At 72.1% G+C, this 18,981-nt stretch carries 19 protein-coding genes; 12 read left to right on the top strand and 7 right to left on the bottom strand.

Annotated elements, in window-relative coordinates:
- From VP06_RS19260 to VP06_RS19240, 5 genes are all read right to left on the bottom strand, one after another.
- Positions 1-542, bottom strand: a 542-nt coding sequence (locus VP06_RS19260) for a FadR/GntR family transcriptional regulator (RefSeq protein ID WP_048465403.1), incomplete at its 3' end; no start/stop codon positions are given.
- A gap of 96 nt (positions 543-638) precedes the next feature.
- Positions 639-1,709: an endonuclease/exonuclease/phosphatase family protein gene (locus VP06_RS19255; RefSeq protein ID WP_048465402.1), complete on the bottom strand. Its 1,071-nt coding sequence runs from the start codon at positions 1,707-1,709 to the stop codon at positions 639-641.
- A gap of 102 nt (positions 1,710-1,811) precedes the next feature.
- Positions 1,812-2,018 carry a hypothetical protein gene (locus VP06_RS19250; RefSeq protein WP_048465401.1) on the bottom strand — a complete coding sequence of 69 codons (207 nt, stop codon included), beginning with the start codon at positions 2,016-2,018 and terminating at the stop codon, positions 1,812-1,814.
- 661 nt (positions 2,019-2,679) lie between these two features.
- Positions 2,680-3,600 (bottom strand): site-specific tyrosine recombinase XerD, encoded by a 921-nt coding sequence (locus VP06_RS19245; RefSeq protein ID WP_048465400.1) that lies wholly within the window; start codon positions 3,598-3,600, stop codon positions 2,680-2,682.
- Positions 3,597-3,743, bottom strand: coding sequence for a hypothetical protein (locus VP06_RS19240; RefSeq protein WP_048465399.1), 147 nt, complete (start codon positions 3,741-3,743; stop codon positions 3,597-3,599). Before VP06_RS19240 ends, VP06_RS19245 begins: the two co-directional genes overlap by 4 nt.
- A gap of 256 nt (positions 3,744-3,999) precedes the next feature.
- Between VP06_RS19240 and VP06_RS19235 the strand changes: the two genes are divergently transcribed.
- A complete protein-coding gene (locus VP06_RS19235) occupies positions 4,000-4,701 on the top strand; it encodes a shikimate kinase (RefSeq protein WP_082167494.1) in 702 nt (233 codons plus the stop codon).
- 29 nt (positions 4,702-4,730) lie between these two features.
- Complete coding sequence (aroB, locus tag VP06_RS19230; protein WP_245291236.1) at positions 4,731-5,840, top strand: 3-dehydroquinate synthase; 1,110 nt, start codon at positions 4,731-4,733, stop codon at positions 5,838-5,840.
- A 66-nt stretch (positions 5,841-5,906) separates the two neighbouring features.
- Here aroB and VP06_RS19225 read toward each other — a convergent pair whose 3' ends face one another.
- Positions 5,907-6,440 carry a Uma2 family endonuclease gene (locus VP06_RS19225; protein ID WP_048465398.1) on the bottom strand — a complete coding sequence of 178 codons (534 nt, stop codon included), beginning with the start codon at positions 6,438-6,440 and terminating at the stop codon, positions 5,907-5,909.
- Positions 6,441-6,634: 194 nt separating this feature from the next.
- On the opposite strand from VP06_RS19225, the gene VP06_RS19220 reads away from it, so the two are divergent.
- The 4 genes from VP06_RS19220 (at position 6,635) to VP06_RS19205 (ending at position 13,680) form a co-directional block, all read left to right on the top strand.
- The gene (locus VP06_RS19220) at positions 6,635-7,645 is read left to right on the top strand and encodes an AAA family ATPase (RefSeq protein ID WP_048465397.1); all 1,011 of its coding nucleotides are present in this window, start codon (positions 6,635-6,637) and stop codon (positions 7,643-7,645) included.
- A gap of 4 nt (positions 7,646-7,649) precedes the next feature.
- Entirely contained in the window at positions 7,650-8,564 is a 915-nt protein-coding gene (locus VP06_RS19215; RefSeq protein WP_048465396.1) for a DUF58 domain-containing protein, read from the top strand.
- An 11-nt stretch (positions 8,565-8,575) separates the two neighbouring features.
- Complete coding sequence (locus VP06_RS19210; RefSeq protein ID WP_048465395.1) at positions 8,576-11,398, top strand: DUF4159 domain-containing protein; 2,823 nt, start codon at positions 8,576-8,578, stop codon at positions 11,396-11,398.
- Positions 11,399-11,601: 203 nt separating this feature from the next.
- A complete protein-coding gene (locus tag VP06_RS19205) occupies positions 11,602-13,680 on the top strand; it encodes a membrane protein (protein WP_048465394.1) in 2,079 nt (692 codons plus the stop codon).
- Between the two features lie 300 nt (positions 13,681-13,980).
- On the opposite strand, the gene miaA is transcribed toward VP06_RS19205, so the two are convergent.
- Positions 13,981-14,907: a tRNA (adenosine(37)-N6)-dimethylallyltransferase MiaA gene (miaA, locus tag VP06_RS19200; RefSeq protein WP_048465393.1), complete on the bottom strand. Its 927-nt coding sequence runs from the start codon at positions 14,905-14,907 to the stop codon at positions 13,981-13,983.
- Positions 14,908-14,966: 59 nt separating this feature from the next.
- Here miaA and serB point away from each other — a divergent pair, with 59 nt between their 5' ends.
- From serB to VP06_RS19170, 6 genes are all read left to right on the top strand, one after another.
- Positions 14,967-15,863: a phosphoserine phosphatase SerB gene (serB, locus tag VP06_RS19195; RefSeq protein ID WP_048465392.1), complete on the top strand. Its 897-nt coding sequence runs from the start codon at positions 14,967-14,969 to the stop codon at positions 15,861-15,863.
- A gap of 36 nt (positions 15,864-15,899) precedes the next feature.
- The gene (locus tag VP06_RS19190; protein ID WP_048465391.1) at positions 15,900-16,529 is read left to right on the top strand and encodes a DNA-3-methyladenine glycosylase I; all 630 of its coding nucleotides are present in this window, start codon (positions 15,900-15,902) and stop codon (positions 16,527-16,529) included.
- 26 nt (positions 16,530-16,555) lie between these two features.
- Positions 16,556-17,140, top strand: a complete 585-nt coding sequence (locus VP06_RS19185; protein WP_048465390.1) for a YfbR-like 5'-deoxynucleotidase — start codon at positions 16,556-16,558, stop codon at positions 17,138-17,140.
- A gap of 21 nt (positions 17,141-17,161) precedes the next feature.
- Entirely contained in the window at positions 17,162-17,674 is a 513-nt protein-coding gene (locus VP06_RS19180; protein WP_048465389.1) for a tyrosine phosphatase family protein, read from the top strand.
- Positions 17,675-17,814: 140 nt separating this feature from the next.
- Positions 17,815-18,105 (top strand): exodeoxyribonuclease VII small subunit, encoded by a 291-nt coding sequence (locus VP06_RS19175; protein ID WP_048465388.1) that lies wholly within the window; start codon positions 17,815-17,817, stop codon positions 18,103-18,105.
- Between the two features lie 60 nt (positions 18,106-18,165).
- Positions 18,166-18,981 (top strand): 1-deoxy-D-xylulose-5-phosphate synthase N-terminal domain-containing protein (locus VP06_RS19170; RefSeq protein ID WP_280950228.1); only part of this gene is annotated, 816 nt, incomplete at its 3' end.

The raw sequence follows: 18,981 nt of genomic DNA, 5'->3' as shown, positions 1-18,981 counted from the left end.
AACGGGTTGCCGGAGGCGACCGCCACGGCGACGTGGAGCGCGAGATCGCCGTCCGCGAAGCCGTCCGAATCGGACGGCTCGGCCCGCATCCGCGCGAGGCCCGCCTCCAGGGCAGCGAGGTCGTCGGGCGTCCGGCGCTCGGCCGCCAGCGCCGCCGCCGCCGGCTCGACCGCCAGACGGATCTCGGCGAGGTCGCGCAGGAAGCGCCGGTCAATGCCGGCCTCGAGGTGCCAGGCCAGCACATCGGCATCGAACATGTTCCAGGCGGCACGCTCGCGCACCACCGTGCCGACCCGCGCCTTGGTGGTCAGGAGCCCTTTCGCCACCAGCGTCTTGACGCTCTCGCGCAGAACCGGCCGTGAGACCCGGAAGGCGCCGAGCAACTCGCCGTCCCCCGGCAGCTTGGCACCGGCCGGGTAGCGCCCGGCGATGATCGCGGTGCCAAGGCTGCGCGCCACCTCGGCATGGTTGGAGCGGGCGCGGCCCGCCGGGATCACCACCAGGCCGGGAGCGGCGGGGGACAGGGCGACGGGTGCGCGCATCGACGTGACGGAGTGACCGAGAGGGGCGCCCGGGCGGCGCCGTCCGGATCCTTACAGCATGCCGTCACCCGGCTGAATAGTCATACTGTTTGACGTTTATGACTCGGCCGCTTCCCGTGCCTCCGCCACCGCCTCGGCGCCCTCCCGGTGATCCTCGGCATCCGCGGAAGGCGGGTCCTGCACCGCCTCGGCCGAGGCGTCGCGGCACAGCGTGATCAGGATCGGGAAATGGTCGGAGCCGATATTCGGCAGCCGTTCCAGCCGGGCGAGCAGGAAGTGTTCGCTGAAGAAGACATGGTCGAGAGGCCAGCGCAGCATCGGCCAGCCGGCATGGAAGGTCGGATAGGCGCCGCGCCCGACCCGCGGGTCGAGGAGCCCGCCGATCGTCTGGAACAGGCGGGTGGTGCGCGACCAGGCGACGTCGTTGAGGTCGCCCGCCACCACGGCCGGCCCGCCCTCGCGCGCGACCTCACGGGCGACCAGCACCAGCTCGCCGTCGCGCGTCGCGCTGCTGTAGCCCGGATGCGGTGGGCGGGGATGCACGCCATGGAAGGTGAAGCGATCGCCCGAGGGCAGGGTGACCCCCGCCCGCACCGAGGGCACGTCGTCCTCGATCAGGAAGCGGACCCGCACGTCGTCGAGGGGAAGGCGGGAATAGAGGATCAGCCCGTAGGTGTTGTCCTGCGCCTGATCCACCCCGTGGGGGTAGTGGGCGCGCAAGGGCGAGAGCGCGTCGCGCCAGCCCGCATCGGTTTCGAGGGTCAGGATCAGGTCGGGGTCGGTCCGCTCCACCGCCGCGAGCAGGCGGTCATAGGCCCGGTTCGATTGCAGCACGTTGGCGATCAGGATCGCCACGCACCGCGCCGGGTCCGGCTCCGCCGGAGCGGCGCTGGCGGTCGGTGCCGTCAAGCGGGTAAAGGGCAGGATGTGCCGGAGCTGCAACCCGAGCGCGCCCAGGAGCCCGGCCCCGAGGACCAGGGAGGCCGGGTCGTGCCCGGTCGCGACGAGCAGGACGAGGACCGGCGGGATCGCGGCGGCGATCTGGAAGCGTGGGAAATCGAAGGTTCGCACCAGCCCGGTCCGGCTGCGCCAGAACGGCAGCAGGGTCGCGGCGATGAGCACGAGCGCCAGGCCCTGCGCCGCCACGGATAGGAACGCGACCGACATGTGAACGTCTCCCCGACAGCCCTCGGTGCGGGCCCGCCCGAGATTGGCGGCGACCCGGATGTGGGACGACTCGGTCGCCGTCCTCGCCGGAGCGCGCCCGCGTCAGGCTCGCGCGGCAATCGCGTAAGCCCGCAGATAGTTCCTCCTGTCGTAGAGCAGGGACCATCCGAACCGTAGGTTGATCTCGAACAGTTTTGGCATTCCATCCATGACCTTGCAATCGAAGCAGCGGGTGTCGTTTTTGAAGTCCGCATTCCTGAGAATATTTAGAAGTATATCGAGCATTATATCGTCGCCATCGGCGATCATGGAGGTATGATGATCGCGAATTGTTTTGAAAAGAGGCCGTTTCTCCCTATTTTATGTTGCATTATAAAAATAGAAAATTCGTTCATCGTGCAGAACAAGGTGTTTTGTGCGCTCTTCCAGATCGTGAACATATTCTGACGAGAAATAATATCAGAATATAAATTTGCTGTGTTCTTTCGCAATATCGGATTGACAGTGAATGATGGAGAAATTGACGCCGTATTCGTCCCGATTTTTCTTCAAGATGCAAGGGAGGTCGATGTCGTCGGCGGTTTCGATCAGCCGCGGGATCATCGTGCGAAACCGGGTGAGCGATAGCGCGCTGCCGAAGCCGTGCTTGTCGTGGCAGAACGCGACGGCCGCCGCCGTGGGACAGAGCGCCTTGCCGGCGAGGCGCAGGCCGCTTGTCGCAGCATCCCGCCGTCCCGGATGGTCATCAGGGGGGACGCCGAGATCGAACCGTTTCCGATCCCGGCGGGTGCATCAGTCCGGTGTCCCGAATGCCAGATCGGAGGTGTCGCCGAGCTGCGCCCGGATCGACACTTCCCAGTCCGGCTTGTGCCCGACGATCACTCTCTCCCGGAACGCCATGGACGCCGATGGGGGATCGTGCGGGCGAAGGCCGTCGCGTCACCGGGGGGCATCCTCACCCGGACCCGCGTCAGGCGCTCGCCAGGGGGTGGAGGTCGCGGACCATCTGCTTCAGGCGTTCATCGAGGACGTGGGTGTAGATCTGCGTCGTCGAGATGTCGGCGTGGCCCAGCAGCTCCTGCACCACCCGCAGGTCGGCGCCGTTCTGCAGGAGATGGCTGGCGAAGGCGTGGCGCAGGACGTGCGGGCTGATCTTGTCGGTGCGCAGGCCGGCAGCGGCGGCGACGGCCTTCAGGTCGCGGGCGAAAGCCTGGCGGGTCAGGTGGCCGGTCTCGCTGTCGGCGGGAAACAGCCAGGGCCCGGGGGTCGTCAGGGTCGCAAGATGGGTCGCCATGGCGCTGCGCGCCACCTCCGTCAGCGGCACCAGGCGCTCGCGTCCGCCCTTGCCGCGCACCACCAGGAAGCGTTCCGTGGTGGAGCCGGCGGCCCGCGGCAGGGCCACCAGCTCGGACACGCGCAGGCCCGTGGCGTAGAGAAGCTCGATCAGGCAGTGCATCCGCCCGGCCCGCGCCGCCTCGGCCGGGTTCGGCGCCTTGGCAGCCGCCTCCTTGGCGACGGTGAGCAGCCGGTCGACCTCGGCCACGGAGATCACCTTCGGCAGGCCGCGGCCGCGCTTCGGCCCGGAGACCGGCGCGGTCGGATCGCCCTCGGCCAGGCCCTCGGCGTAGAGGAAGCGGTGGAAGCCGCGCACGCAGGAGAGCCGGCGCGCCGCCGACGTGCTCTTGAGGCCGCGCGCCTCCAGCTCGGCGAGGTAGGCGCGGATGCCGGCGGGCTCGACGGCGCCGGGATCGAGCCGCTTGCCCGCCAGATGGGCGAGGTAGTCGTCGAGGTCGCGCCGATAGGCCGCGAGCGTGTTGGCGGCGGCACCCCGCTCGGCCGCGAGCATGTCGAGATAGGCGTGCATCAGGCCCTGAGGACCCAGACCGCTCATTTCGGTTGCAGCTTCGCGTTCGGGATGGTGACCGACATCTCGCGCGGGGTCGGCTCGACGAAGGTGGCGAGGGCGAAGATCGCCGCGAAGGCGAGCCCAGCCAGGATCGCCACCACGGCCAGGAAACGGAAGAGGGTCGGCACGTCGGACGGGCCCCGGGATAACGCATGACAACGCGCGGCCCGGACGCGGGGGCGCGGGCCGCCTTGGCCGTCGGTTCGACCACGCGGTGTCCCGGGAGGCAAGACCGGTGGGCACCGTCGCGGTGGAATGCCGGCGGCTGTTGCCCGGGTGCCGAGGCCGCCGCGGCGCGGGCCGGGGAGAGACTGCGGAAAGAGGCGGCTTTTCCCCGCTATCCGCCGTTTCGTCCTGCGCGAAAAACAGGCTAAAGAACGCCGCATGAACCAGCGTCCCCCTCATGAACACACGATCGAGTCGCGCGTGCGCCGGGGTCTCGGCCTGCGCTCGATCGTGCTGGTCGGGCTCATGGGCGCAGGCAAGAGCACCGTCGGCAAGCGCCTGGCGGGGCGCCTCGGCCTGATCTTCAAGGACGCCGACCACGAGATCGAGGCGGCAGCCGGCCTGACCATCCCGGACATCTTCGCCATCTACGGCGAGCCGAGCTTTCGCGATGGCGAGGAGCGGGTGATCGCCCGCCTCCTGCGCGAGGGCCCGATGGTGCTCGCCACCGGCGGCGGCGCCTTCATGCGGCCGGAGACGCGCCAGCGCATCGGCGAGTCCGGAGTCTCCGTCTGGCTCAAGGCAGACCTCGACGTGCTGATGCGCCGAGTCCGCAAGCGCCCGGGAAGGCCGCTGCTCCAGAACGAGGACCCCGAGGGCACGATGCGCAGGCTGATGGACCTGCGCCATCCCGTCTATGGCGGGGCCGACGTGATGGTGGTGTCCCGCGACGTCTCCCACGACCGGGTGGTGCAGGATGTGCTGGAAGCCCTCGACCTCCATATGGGGGGCGACGCATCCGGAGAGCGGCCGTGCCCCCTGCCGGAGGCGCCGGGGGTCGATCCGGTGCGCGACGCCGGGGAGGGCGGGCCGGAGGCGGCGGCGCCCGCCTTCGCCGGCCACGACCTCGCCACCCCGTGAGCGGATTCCGACCGGATTCGAGGACGATCGTGCAGACCGAGACCGTTCACGTGCCCCTCGACGGGGGGCGGGCCTACGACATCCTGATCGGCCGCGGGCTGCTGGCCGAGATCGGCCCCCGCGTCGCTGCGCTCAAGGCCCGCGCCGTCGGGGTTGTGAGCGACGCCACCGTGGCGGCGGAATACGGCGAGGCCGTCACCGCCTCGCTGGCCGAGGCGGGTTTGCGCACCACCCTGATCGCGGTGGCGCCGGGCGAGGGCTCGAAGAGCTATGCGGGCTTCGCGCAGGTCTGCGACGGGTTGATCGCCCACCGGGTGGAGCGCGGCGACCTCGTGCTGGCGCTCGGCGGCGGCGTCGTCGGGGATCTGGCAGGCTTCGCGGCCGCCTCCCTGCGGCGGGGCGTGCGCTTCGTCCAGGCGCCCACCACCCTGCTCGCCCAGGTCGATTCCTCGGTCGGCGGCAAGACCGGGATCAATTCGCCCCATGGCAAGAACCTCGTCGGCGCCTTCCACCAGCCGAGCCTGGTCGTCGCCGACACCGCCTCCCTCGACACCCTGTCCCGGCGCGAGATGCGCGCCGGCTATGCCGAGGTGGCGAAGTACGGGCTGATCGACTCGCCCGCCTTCTTCGCCTGGTGCGAGGCCAACCTCGCCGGGATCTTTTCGGGCGGACCGGCCCGCGAGGCCGCCGTGGCCGCCTGCTGCCGGGCCAAGGCCGGCGTCGTGGTCCGCGACGAGCGGGAGGACGGCGAGCGGGCGCTCCTCAATCTCGGTCACACCTTCGCGCATGCGCTGGAGCGCCTGACCGCCTACGACTCCGCCCGCCTCGTCCACGGCGAGGCGGTGGCGATCGGCCTGTGCCTCGCCTTCCGCTTCTCCGCCCGGCTCGGCCTGTGCCCGGGCCAGGATGCCGGCCGCGTCGCCAACCACCTGGCGCTCGCCGGCCTGCCGACCACGCTGGCCCAGGTGCCGGGCGGCTGCGGCGACGCCGACCAGCTCCTCGACGCCATGCGCCAGGACAAGAAGGTCCGCGACGGGGCGCTCACCTTCATCCTGGCGCGCGGGATCGGGCAAAGCTTCATCGCGCCGGGGATCGAGGCGGGGGCGGTGCGGGACTTCCTGGTCACCGAGCTGGGGTGAGGCGGGGAGCCTCCACGCCCGACCGGCGCCACGGATCGCGGTCGTCGTCGACCCCATCTCGGCATGTCACCCTGATCCGAGTGGCATGTCGTCGTCGATCGTCTCCAACGTCAGCGTGACGCCGATCTCCGGCAGATCGACGACCTCGGTGCAGAGGAGGGCCGAGAGGCCACCCTCCGGGTTTCGGCGATGCCCCGTCACCGATGGCCGGTCCTGGCGCACCGGCACGACGCTCACGATCGACGGGACCGCGGCGGAGGCTGCGAGTTTCGACGCGCGCCGCCGCGGCCTGTCGCTCGGCGACAGGACCTCGAACACCACGAGGATGTCGGGCGCTACGGTGCGGGCTGCGCCCGGCACCGGCACCGGCACTTGGCTCGGGCCCGGGGGACGCCACGGGCTGGCATGGCGGCGCCGGTGCTGGCGCAAGGCTTCCAGGATGGTGACCTGGATCCAGTCGTGCCGCCGCGTCGGCTGCGGGGTCATCAGCGGCACCCCGTCGTCCAGCTCCCAGCGCTCCCCCTTCGGCCTTTCCCCCAGGAAGGCCAGGAAGCCGTCGAGGCTCATCGGAGGGTCGTCGCGTGTCTCGGCGGCACGCATGGCGGGCGCTCCCGGTTGTCCGGCACCATCCTACCCCGCATCGCGCCATCCGGACCATCGGCACCCGCGCCGCGCCCGGCCCCGCTCCCGCCGCCCTGCGGCGTCGCGCCAACCTTGCCTTGCGGTGCGGAAGAGATCCACACTCGCGGACCCCGACGGGGCCCCAGGCCCCCGGATGACGACGAGGACCCCGCATGACAGCAACCAGCGCGCCGGCCGCCGCGACCCCGATGGATGACGGCATCGTCGCCGCCGCGGAAGCCTGCCTCGCCAGCGTCGGGCGCGCCCGGGACGCGATCCACGGGGTCATCTTCGGGCAGGAGCAGGTGGTCGATCTCGCACTGGTCACGATCCTGGCGGGGGGCCACGGGCTCCTCGTCGGTCTGCCGGGTCTCGCCAAGACCAAGCTCGTCGAGACGCTGGGCAGCGTGCTCGGGCTCGATGCGCGCCGGGTGCAGTTCACGCCCGACCTGATGCCCTCCGACATCCTCGGCAGCGAGATCCTCGACGAGGACCAGGACCGGCACCGCTCGTTCCGCTTCGTGCGCGGGCCGATCTTCACCCAGCTCCTGATGGCCGACGAGATCAACCGCGCCAGTCCCCGCACCCAATCGGCGCTGTTGCAGGCGATGCAGGAGCGCTTCGTCTCGGTGGCCGGGGCGCGCCACGACCTGCCGCGGCCGTTCCACGTCCTGGCGACCCAGAACCCGATCGAGCAGGAGGGCACCTACCCGCTGCCCGAGGCCCAGCTCGACCGTTTCCTGCTCGAGATCGATGTCGGCTATCCCGATCGTGCCGCCGAGCGGCGCATCCTGCTGGAGACCACCGGCGCCGAGGAGCACCAGCCGCAGGCGGTGATGGACACCGACGCGCTGCTCTCGGCCCAGCGCCTGGTGCGGCGCCTGCCCGTCGGCGAGGCGGTGGTCGACGCGATCCTCGACCTCGTGCGTGCCGCCCGCCCGGTCGGGGGCGACGCCCTGGTCGCCGACAAGCTGCTCTGGGGGCCGGGCCCCCGCGCCAGCCAGGCGCTGATGCTCGCAGTGCGCGCCCGCGCGCTGATCGAGGGCCGGGTCGCACCCTCCGTCGACGACGTGGCGGCCCTGGCCGAGCCGGTCCTGAAGCACCGCATGGCGCTCACCTTCGCGGCGCGGGCCGACGGCGAGACGATCCCCGGCCTGATCGGCCGCCTCGTCGGGCGGCTCTGACCCGGTGGCCGCGACGCGCGTCCTCGACGCGGCCGCCCGCGCCCCCGGCCGGCGGGAGACCGAAACCGCCCTCTCGCTCGCCGAGCGGATGCCGCGCCTGATCCTGGAGGCCCGCCGGGTCGCCGCGACCCTGGCGCACGGCCTGCATGGCCGCCGCCGGGCCGGGCCGGGCGAGAGCTTCTGGCAGTTCCGCCCCTTCGTCGCCGGCGAATCGGCGAGCCGGATCGACTGGCGCCGCTCGGGCAGGGACGACCGGCTCTATGTCCGCGAGCGCGAATGGGAGGCGGCCCACACCGTCTGGTTCTGGGTCGACCGCTCGGCCTCGATGGGGTTCGGCTCCACCCTGGCGCAGGCGCCGAAGATCGAGCGTGCCCTGGTTCTGGCGCTGGCGCTCGGCGACGCCTTCGTGGAGGCCGGCGAGCGGGTCGGGCTGCTTGGCCTGTCGCGGCCCCAGGCCACCCGCACCATCGTCGAGCGGATGGCCGAGACCCTGTCGGCCGACACCTCCGGCCTCGACGAGGACCTGCCGCCCCGCGCGCCCATCGGCCGCTTCGACGAGGCGGTGCTGATCGGCGACTTCCTCTCGCCGCCGGAGCAGGTGCGGGCCTCGGTCGCGGCGATCGCGGCTGCGGGCAGCCGCGGCCACCTCGTCATGGTGGTCGATCCGGTCGAGGAGACGTTTCCCTTCTCCGGCCAGGCCGAACTGCACGACCTCGAGGCCGGACTGTCGCTCCGGGTCGGCGATGCCGCCGCCTGGGGGGAGGCCTATCGGCGACGGATCCGCGCCCATCGCGATGCGTTGACGGAGATCGCTCGGGCGCAAGGGTGGACGCTCACGCTGCACCGCACCGACCGGCCGGCGAGCGAGGCGGCTCTGCGCCTCGTCGCCCTGGTCGCTGCCGCCCGTGGCGCAGGCTGAGGACGCCTTCGATGTTCGGATTGCCCCTCAGCTTCGCGGCACCCGCCGCCCTCGCGGCCCTCATCGCCCTGCCGGCGCTCTGGTACCTGCTGCGCGTGACCCCGCCGCGGCCGCGCCGGATCGACTTCCCGCCCCTGCGCATCCTCGCCGACCTGCTGCCGGAGCGCGAGACGCCGGCCCGCACCCCGCCCTGGCTGCTGGCCCTGCGCCTTCTCGCCGCCGCCTGCCTGATCCTGGCGGTGTCGGGGCCGGTCTGGAATCCGAGCCCGCAGGGCAGTCCGGACGGGCGCACGCCGCTCGTCCTCGTGCTCGACAACGGGTTCACCGCCGCCCAGGATTGGCGCGACCGGATCCGCGTCGCCACCGCCGAGGTCGAGGCAGCGGCCCGGGCCGGGCGGCCTGTGGCTCTGCTCGCCACCGCCGCGTCGCCGACGGGCCTGGAGGCCACCGGGCCCGGCCCGGCTTTGGAGCGCCTGCGCGCCATCGAGCCGCTGCCGCACCTGGCCGACCGGTCGGCGCAGTTGCCGGCCGTCACGGCATTCCTGGAGCGGAATCCCGGCAGCGCCGTGGTCTGGGTCAGCGATGGCGTGGCGGGACCGGACGGCGACGCCTTCCCGGCGGGGCTCGCCGCCTCCGCCGCGCGCAACCGGGCCGACATCACCGTGCTGAAGGCCGAGCGGCCGCCGGCGCTGGCGCTCGCCGGCCCGGATGCGTCCGGCGGGCAACTCGGCGTGAGCGTCGTGCGGGCGGAGCCGAACGGCCGCGAGTCCGGCACCGTCCGGGCTCTCGACGCCAAGGGCCTGCCCCTCGCCGAGACGAATTTCTCGTTCGCCGGCAACGCCACCGCCGCGCCGGTCCGCTTCGACCTGCCGGTGGAGCTGCGCAACACCATTGCGCGGTTCGAGGTGGCGGGCGAGCACTCGGCCGGCGCGGTGGTGCTGGCCGACGAGCGCGGCCGGCGCCGTCGGGTCGGGCTCGTCTTCGGCGGCACCGCCGATCAGGCCCAGCCGCTCCTCTCGCCGACCTACTACCTCTCCCGCGCGCTCACGCCCTTCGCCGACGTGCTGGAGCCGCGGGGCGGGCGCGGCGTCGCCGAAGCGGTCGGCCAGATGCTCGATTCCCAGGTCTCGGTGCTGGTGCTGGCCGATGTCGGCGCCCTCGATCCGGCCACCCTGGACCGGGTCTCCGCCTTCGTCGACAAGGGGGGCCTGCTCCTGCGCTTCGCCGGCCCGCGGCTGGCCGCCGGCAGCGACGATCTCGTGCCGGTGCGTCTGCGCCGGGGCGGGCGCACCCTCGGCGGCACCCTGTCCTGGGACAGCCCGCGCACGCTGGCGCCCTTCGCCCCCGAAAGCCCCTTCGCGGGCCTGACGCCGCCGGCCGATATCGGCGTGCGGCGCCAGATCCTGGCCGAGCCGGACGGCGACCTCGCCCGGCGCACCTGGGCCGCCCTTCAGGACGGCACCCCGATCGTCACCGCCGCGAAGCGCCAGGAGGGCATGGTGGTCCTGGTCCACGTCACCGCCGATACCACCTGGTCGAACCTGCCGCTGTCGGGCCTGTTCGTGACCATGCTGCGCCGGGTCGTGGCGCTCGCCGGCACCACCCCGCCGACGACGGGCGCCAGCCCCGGCGCGCCGCCGCCCGTGCTCGCCCCGCGCCTGACCCTCGACGGGTTCGGCGCGCTCAAGGCGCCCCCGACCACCGCCCGGGCGGTGCCGGCAACCTGGACCGAGCGGGCGAATCCGGAGCACCCGCCGGGCTATTACGGCCCTGCCGATGGCGGCCTTGCCGTCAATGCGCTCACGGCCGAGGACCGATTGAAGCCCCTCGATCTCAAAGCCCTCGCCGGTGCCCGCTTCGGTGGCCTGGAGCAGGCCCGCACCCGCGACCTGCGCGGGCCGTTCTTCCTCGCCGCCCTGCTGCTCCTCGCCCTCGACACCCTGGCGAGCCTGTGGCTCGGCGGCTTCCTCGGGCGGATGGCAGCGCGCCTGCGCCGACGACCGGCCGTGGCGGCCCTGATCCTCGGTCTCCTGGTGCTCGGCGCGGCCCCCGACGCGGCCCGCGCCGCCGAGCCCAGCGCGAACCGGCCGAACGGCATCGAATCGGCGCTGGTCACCCGCATCGCCTACGTGGTGACGGGCGATGCCACCGTCGACGAGACCAGCCGCGCGGGTCTCACCGGCCTGACCCAGATGCTGGCGAGCCGCACCGCCCTCGAACCCGGCGAGCCCGCCGGCATCGACCCGGCCCGGGACGAGCTGGCCTTCTATCCGCTGATCTACTGGCCGATCGTGCCGGGCCGGCCCCAGCCGAGCGAGGCGGCGATCCGGCGGATCGACGCCTTCATGAAGAACGGCGGCACGGTGATCTTCGACACCCGCGACGCGATGACGGCCCGCCCCGGCGGCCCGCCGACGCCGGAGGCGCTCGCCCTCCAGCGCATGCTTGCGACCCTGGAGGTGCCGGAACTCGAACCGGTGCCGCGCGACCACGTGCTGACCAAGGCGTTCTACCTCGTCGACGCCTTCCCGGGCCGCTACGCCACCGGCCAGACCTGGGTCGAGGCCCTGCCGCCGGCCGGCGATGGGGCGGAGCGCCGCCCGGCCCGGGCCGGCGACGGCGTCTCGCCGATCGTCATCACGGGCAACGATCTCGCGTCGGCCTGGGCCATCGGCCGGCGCGGCGAAGCGCTCTATCCTCTCGTCGGCGGCGACCCGCGCCAGCGCGAGATGGCGTTCCGCGGCGGCGTCAATCTCGTGATGTACGCGCTCACCGGCAACTACAAGGCGGATCAGGTCCACGTGCCGGCGCTGTTGGAGCGGTTGGGTCAATAGGAAAAGGCGTCGAACACAACTTTGAACGAGATTGGCGCGGGATCCCCTCGCCCGAGTGGGAGAGGGGATCCCGCGCTCTTCCTAAAACGGATCACGGATGCGGCATTCCCAGGGGGCGAGGGGATCCCACAGACGCTGTCCGCTCCCTGTGACCTCCACGACATGCGGCCGCCACGGCCAAGCCGCACCACAGAGACATTTTCATGCTGAGCCTCAGCCTCGCCCCGCTCGTCCCCGTCCCGGTCCTGTGGGCCTTGGGGGGATTGGCCGCGATCCTCGCCGCGGTGGCCTACCTCGCCCGCGGGCCGGTGGCGCTGTTGCGCGTCCTCGTCCTCGCCCTGGTGCTGCTGGCGCTCGCCAACCCGTCGCTGGTCCAGGAGGAGCGCGAGCCGGTCAAGGACATCGTCGCCGTCGTGGTCGATCGATCGGGCTCGCAAGCGCTCGGCGATCGCCCGGCGATGACCGACACGGTGCGGGCCGAGTTGCAGCGCCGTCTCGGTCCGCTCAACGCCATCGAGCCGCGCTTCGTCGACGTGCCGGAGGCCGGCGGCGACGAGGGCACGCGGCTGTTCACGGCTCTGTCCAGCGCGCTCGCCGACGTGCCGCCCGACCGGCTGGCCGGCGTGGTGATGCTGACCGACGGCGTCGTCCACGACATCCCGGCCAACCTCGCCGGCTTGAGCTTCAAGGCGCCGCTCCACGTGCTGGTCACCGGCCGGCCCGACGAGCGCGACCGGCAGATCCGCTTGATCGAGGCGCCGCGCTTCGGCATCGTCGGGCGTGACCAGACCATCCGGGCCGAGGTGATGGAGCGCGGCGGCACCGGCTCGGCGGTGGTGACGGTGCGCCGCGACGGCGAGGAGGTGGTGCGCCAGACCGTCCGCACCGGCCAGTCCTTCACCCTGACGCTCCGGGTCGAGCATGGCGGGCCCAACGTCGTCGAGATCGAGGCCGAGGCTCTGCCCGGCGAACTGACCACCGCCAACAACCGGGCGGTGCTGCCGATCGAGGGGATCCGCGAGAAGCTGCGCGTGCTGCTGGTGTCGGGCGAGCCCCATGCCGGCGAGCGCACCTGGCGCAACCTGCTCAAGTCCGACGCCAATGTCGATCTCGTGCACTTCACCATCCTGCGCCCGCCGGAGAAGCAGGACGGCACCCCAATTTCCGAACTGTCGCTGATCGCTTTTCCGACCCGCGAGCTGTTCCAGCAGAAGATCAAGGATTTCGATCTCATCATTTTCGACCGGTACGCCAACCAGAGCGTGCTGCCGTCGAGCTACTTCGACAACATCGTCCGCTACGTGCGCGAGGGCGGGGCGCTCTTGATCGCCGCCGGTCCCGAATTCGCCTCCGCGGCCAGCCTCGCCCGCACCCGGCTTTCCGCGATCCTGCCGGGCGAGCCGAACGGGCGGGTGGTCGAGCGGGCCTACAAGGCGGCGCTCACCGATAGCGGCCAGCGCCACCCGGTCACCCGTGACCTGCCGGGTTCCGATGCGTCGCCCCCGGCCTGGGGCGATTGGCTGCGGCTGATCGGCGCCGAGGTCCGCCCGGGCGTCACCCCGATCATGGCCGGCGCCGACAAGCTGCCGTTGCTCGCGCTCTCCCGCGAGGAGAAGGGCCGGGTGGCGCTGCTCCTCTCCGACCATGCCTGGCTCTGGGCCCGCGGCTACGAGGGCGGCGGGCCGCATCTCGACCTGCTCCGCCGCCTCGGCCATTGGCTGATGAAGGAGCCGGCCCTGGAGGAGGAGGCGTTGCGGGCCAATGCCACCGGGCATGGCCGCGAGGTCCGGGTCGAGCGCCAGACCATGGGCGATACCGCCGAGCCCGTCACCGTCACGGCGCCGAGTGGCAAGACCCGCTCCCTGACGCTCAATCCCGACAAGCCGGGCCTGTTCGCCGCGACCTTCGAGGCCGACGAACTCGGGCTGCACACCCTGCGGGCCGGCACGCTCGTCGCCTTCGTCAGCGTCGGCCCGGCCAATCCGCGCGAGCTGGTCGACGTGTTCAGCGACACCGAGCGCCTGCGCGGCATGGCCGAGGCCACCGGCGGCTCGGTGCGCCGCCTCGCCGAGGCCGGGGGGGCACTCGCCATCCCGCGGCTTCAGATCACCCGCTCCGGCCGGCTCGCCGGCTCCGACTGGATCGGCTTCCGCCCGAGCGACAGCGCGGTGGTGCGGGGCGTCTCGGTCTATCCGCTCGGGCTCGGTCTGGCGGCCCTGGCGGCGATCGCCGCTGCCGTGCTGGCGATGTGGCTGGTGGAGGGGCGTCGCGGGCGGGCGTGAGGGCCGGCCCACCGGCCGCGACGATCCTGACGCCTCCGACATTCCGGGGGACTCGAAAGCCGAGTCCGGAATGTCCCGGTCGGTGGGAGATCCGGATCGGCTCAACCGACCCGGCGACGAGTGGTGATCGGCCCGATCTAGCAAGGGCTTGGCCCGATCGGCTTATCCATCCTCGCGGCTGCCTCAAGCGGCGTCACCGGAAGTGGCAGCAACATCCTGAGAATAGTGTGACAATCGTCAGGAGGACCCGTCCGTCACGGCGACAACCGGGAGCCCCCCGAGAGACGAAGCCCGCCGCCGTCATCCCAGCCCGTCCCCCGTCGCCACCTGCGCCATCGCCGCTTCCGGCGTCAGCCACTCCCACTCCGCCCCTGTCTGATGCCGGAACCAAGTCACCTGGCGCTTGGCGTAGCGCCGGGTATCCGCCTGGCCCCGGGCGATGGCCTCGTCATACGAGAGCGCACCGCGCAGGTAAGCGATCAGGCCCGGCACGCCGTGGGCGCGCATCACCGGCAGCATCGGATCGAGGCCGCGGGCGGCCAGCGCCCGCACTTCGTCGAGGGCGCCGGCCGCCATCATGGCGACGAACCGGGCATCGATCCGTGCCCGCAAGGTGTCCCGGTCCGGGGTGAGAAAGAGCTTGCGGCAGGGACGGCCGGTGAGCGGGCCCGGCCGGCGCGCGGCCTGGAAGGCGGCGATCGGCTTCCCCGTGGCGGCCAGCACCTCGAGGGCGCGGAGCACCCGCAGGCGGTCGTTGGGTGCGAGGCGGGCGGCGCCGTCCGGGTCCCGGCGGGCGAGGGCGGCGTGAAGGTCGGGCGTCTCGCGCCCCTCCGCCTCGGCCCGCACCGTGGCGCGGATCTCGTCCGGCACCGGAGGGATCTCGGAGAGGCCCTCGGTCAGGCCCATGAAGTAGAGCCCGGTGCCGCCGACCACGATCGGCAGGCGGCCCGCCCGCCATGCCTCGCGGAGCGTGGCGTCGGCCTCCATCAGGTAATGGCCCACGGAAAAGTTCACCGCGCCGTCGATCGTGCCGTAGAGACGGTGGGGTGCCAGCCGTTCCTCCTCCGGGCTCGGCCGGGCGGTGAGGCGGTGCAGGTCACGGTAGACCTGCATCGAATCGGCATTGATCACGACGCCGCCATGTCGGCGGGCGAGCGCCAGCGCCAGGGCCGACTTGCCCGAGGCGGTCGGCCCTGCGATGAGGATCGCCCGAACCCGCCCGTCCATGCCTGCCTCTCTGATGCGCGCAGCCGGGACGCGCCGTCCGCCCAAGCCCGAGTTGTCCGATGACCCTGGTCGCGACCCTGATAGCAAACCCGGAGCGCCCCGCCATCACCGACGCGGTGCTGGCCGAAGCCCGGCGCGTGCTGGCGACCGAGCACCCGCCGCGGATTCTGCATGGCGAGGTGGCGGCCGAGATGCTGGTCGAGGGGGCGCCCGGAACCGGTCCGGCGCTCGCCGAGCGCCTGCGCATGGCGTTCGAGGGCGAGAAGATCGACGTGGCGGTGCAGGTCGCGGGCCCGCACCGGCGCAAGCGCCTGTTCCTCGCCGACATGGATTCGACCATGATCGGCCAGGAATGCATCGACGAACTGGCCGATCAGGTCGGCCTCAAGGCCCATGTCGCGGCGATCACCGAGCGGGCGATGCGGGGCGAGATCGCCTTCGAGCCGGCCCTGCGCGAGCGGGTCGCCCTGCTCAAAGGTCTGCCCCTCGGCGCCATCGACGAGGTGATCGCCTCGCGCATCACCCTGACGCCCGGCGGACGCACGCTGGTGCACACGCTCAAGGCCCACGGCGCCTACACGGCGCTGGTCTCGGGCGGCTTCACCCTGTTCACCGGGCCGGTGGCCGAGAGACTCGGATTCGACGAGCACCGCTCGAACCGTCTCGAGATCGCGGGCGGGACGCTGGCCGGCACCGTCGTCGAGCCGATCGTCGGGCGCGACGCCAAGCGTGCCGCCCTGATCGCGCTGCGTACCCGCCTGACCCTCGAACCGGTCGAGACCCTGGCGGTGGGCGACGGCGCCAACGATCTCGCCATGCTGGAGGAAGCCGGGCTCGGGGTCGCGTTCCGGGCCAAGCCCGCGGTCGCCGCCGCGGCCCATGCCCGGATCGACCACGGCGACCTGACCGCGCTCCTCTACCTGCAAGGCTTCGCGGCGAGCGAGTTCGTCGAGTAGGTTGCGTTCCCGCGCCGCACCGTTACACGACACCGGATGTCGACCGGCTTGATCCTGCATCCCGACGGCTGCCAGCGCTGCTGGTGGCCGGGCACCGACCCGCTCTACGTCGCCTATCACGACACCGAGTGGGGCGTGCCCGAGCACGACGGCCGCGCCCTCTACGAGAAGCTGATCCTCGACGGGTTCCAGGCCGGCTTGTCCTGGATCACCATCCTGCGCCGGCGCGACGGGTTTCGGAGCGCCTTCGCGGGCTTCGAGCCGGAGGCGATCGCGCGGTTCGGTCCCGCGGAGGTCGAGGCGCTGATGCAGGACACGGGCATCGTCCGCAACCGGGCCAAGATCGAGGCGACGATCCGCAGCGCGCGGGCCTATCTGGCGATCCAGGAGCGCGGCCCCGGCTTCTCGGCCTTCCTGTGGGACTTCGTCGATGGGCGCCCGCTCCAGCCGCGGCCTGCGACCCGCGCCGCGATCCCGACCGAGAGCGAGGTCTCGCGCACGATGTCGAAGGCGCTCAAGGCGCACGGCTTCGGCTTCTGCGGCCCGACCATCGTCTACGCCTTCATGCAGGCGGTCGGCATGATCAACGACCATCTCGTCGGCTGCTGCTGCCACGAACCCTGCGCCGCCCTGCCGGGGCCCGGTGGTCTCGGGGTGGCATCGTGAGCGCCCCGCCGCGGGCGTGGCAGCGGATGCTCTCGGGGCGGCGCCTCGACCTCCTCGATCCCTCGCCCCTCGACGTCGAGATCGTCGACATTGCCCACGGGCTCGCCCGGGTGGCGCGCTGGAACGGCCAGACCGCCGGCCCGCACGTCTTCTCGGTGGCGCAGCACTCCCTGCTCGTCGAGGCGATCGGTGGCGCCTTCGAGCCCGACCTCGGGGCCGCCGGGCGGTTGGAATTGCTGCTGCACGACGCGCCCGAATACGTGATCGGCGACATCATCTCTCCGTTCAAGGCGGCGATCGGCCATTCCTACAAGGCGGTCGAGAACCGGCTGCTGGCGGCGATCCGCCTGCGCTTCGGCCTCACCCCGGAGCCGACGGCGGCGATGCAGCGGCTGATCAAGCGCGCCGACCGCCTGAGCGCCTATCTGGAGGCGACGCGGCTGGCAGGATTCTCGCTCGTCGAGGCCGTGCGGGTGTTCGGCAAGCCGGACCGGGTCGATGCGGATCTCGGCTCTCTGCTCGAACCCTGGCCGACCGCCGAGGTGCAAGGGGCGTTCCTGACCCGCTTCCACGCCTTGGCCGGGGCCTTGCAGGGCGTTCCCGCTGCCTGACACGAAGGAGTGTCCGCGACCATGCCGATTCTGCACGTCTGCGCCCTGTCCCGCCTGCCCGAGACCGTCGCGGCGACGGGCGCGCGCCACGTGGTGACGCTGATCAATGTCGGCACGCCAGTGACCCGGCCGCCGAGCATCGCGGAAGACGATCACCTGCTCGTCGGTATCAGCGACATCACCGATGCCCTCGACGGTCACGTCCTGCCGGACGAGGTGCATGTCCAGCGGCTCCTCGATTTCGTGCGCGCGTGGCCGCGCGAGCAGCCCCTGGTGATCCACTGCTATGCCGGCATCAGCCGCTCGACGGCCGCCGCCTTCATCACGGCCTGCGCCCTGCGGCCTGACCGGGACGAGGCCGAGATCGCCCGCGAGCTGCGGCAGGCGTCGCCCTCGGCGACCCCGAACCGGCGCCTCGTCGCGGTGGCGGACGCGATGCTCGGCCGGGACGGGCGCATGGTCGCGGCCGTTGCGGCGATCGGCCGCGGCGCGGATGCCTTCGAAGGCGAGCCGTTCCGTCTCACCATCGACTGATTCCACTGTGGCCGAAACGCAGCCCTGGCGCGCAAACGGGCATGGTTAGCCGAGGCGACGCCCTTCCGTACCGCCGGAGGGTTGTTTCACGCGAACTCACTCGCCATAACCCAACGCTCATCATGGGAGCATCTTCGCGCATGTCCGCAGCCCGGTCCGATGCCAGCCGCGCGGCCGTCTCCGCACCCGCCGGCCCGGCTGGACCTGCGGATCTGCCGTTCGAGAAGGCCCTCGAGGAACTCGAGGGCATCGTGCAGCGCCTGGAACAGGGCAACGTGCCGCTCGACGAGTCCGTCGCGATCTACGAGCGCGGCGAGGCCCTCAAGCGGCACTGCGAGACGCTGTTGCAGCGCGCCGAGGCGCGCATCCAGCGCATCACCCTCGGGGCGGACGGACGTGCCGCCGGGACGGCACCGCTCGATGTCGCCTGATCGCTCCCATTCGTCCCGCCCCGGAAACCGGCGGCGGGGTCTCTCCTTCCGGACGTGAGGATGGCTCCGGTGTCACCGCTCAACCTTCCCCTCCTCGACCGCGTCCGCGAGCCTGCGGACCTGCGCCAGCTGCCCGAGAGCGATCTGGCCCAGCTCGCCGCGGAGCTGCGCGCCGAGACCATCGACGCGGTCTCGGTCACCGGCGGCCATCTCGGCGCCGGCCTCGGCGTCATCGAGCTCACCGTCGCCCTGCACTACGTCTTCAACACCCCCGACGACCGCCTGATCTGGGATGTCGGCCACCAGGCCTATCCCCACAAGATTCTCACCGGCCGCCGCGACCGCATCCGCACCCTGCGCCAGGGCGGCGGCCTGTCGGGCTTCACCAAGCGCGCCGAGAGCCCCTACGATCCCTTCGGCGCGGCGCATTCCTCGACCTCGATCTCCGCCGGCCTCGGCATGGCGATCGGCCGCGACCTCTCGGACGCCGCCGCGAAGGCGCGCGGCGAGACCCCGCCGCGCCGCAACGTCGTGGCGGTGATCGGCGACGGCTCGATCTCGGCCGGCATGGCCTACGAGGCGATGAACAATGCCGGGGCGCTGAAGTCGCGCCTGATCGTCATCCTCAACGACAACGACATGTCGATCGCCCCGCCGGTCGGCGCGATGTCGTCCTACCTCGCCCGCCTCGTCTCGGGCGACACCTACCGCTCGTTGCGCGACACCGCCAGGCAGTTCGGCCGCCTGCTGCCGAAGGCGCTCTACGACACCGCCGCCCGGGCGGAGGAATATGCCCGCGGCATCCTGGCCGGCGGCGGCACGATGTTCGAGGAACTCGGCTTCCACTATGTCGGGCCGATCGACGGCCACAACCTC

Origin of the sequence: Methylobacterium aquaticum, from assembly GCF_001043915.1 — a bacterium.
GTDB lineage: Bacteria > Pseudomonadota > Alphaproteobacteria > Rhizobiales > Beijerinckiaceae > Methylobacterium > Methylobacterium aquaticum.
This window is presented reverse-complemented; position numbering and strand designations above follow the sequence as displayed.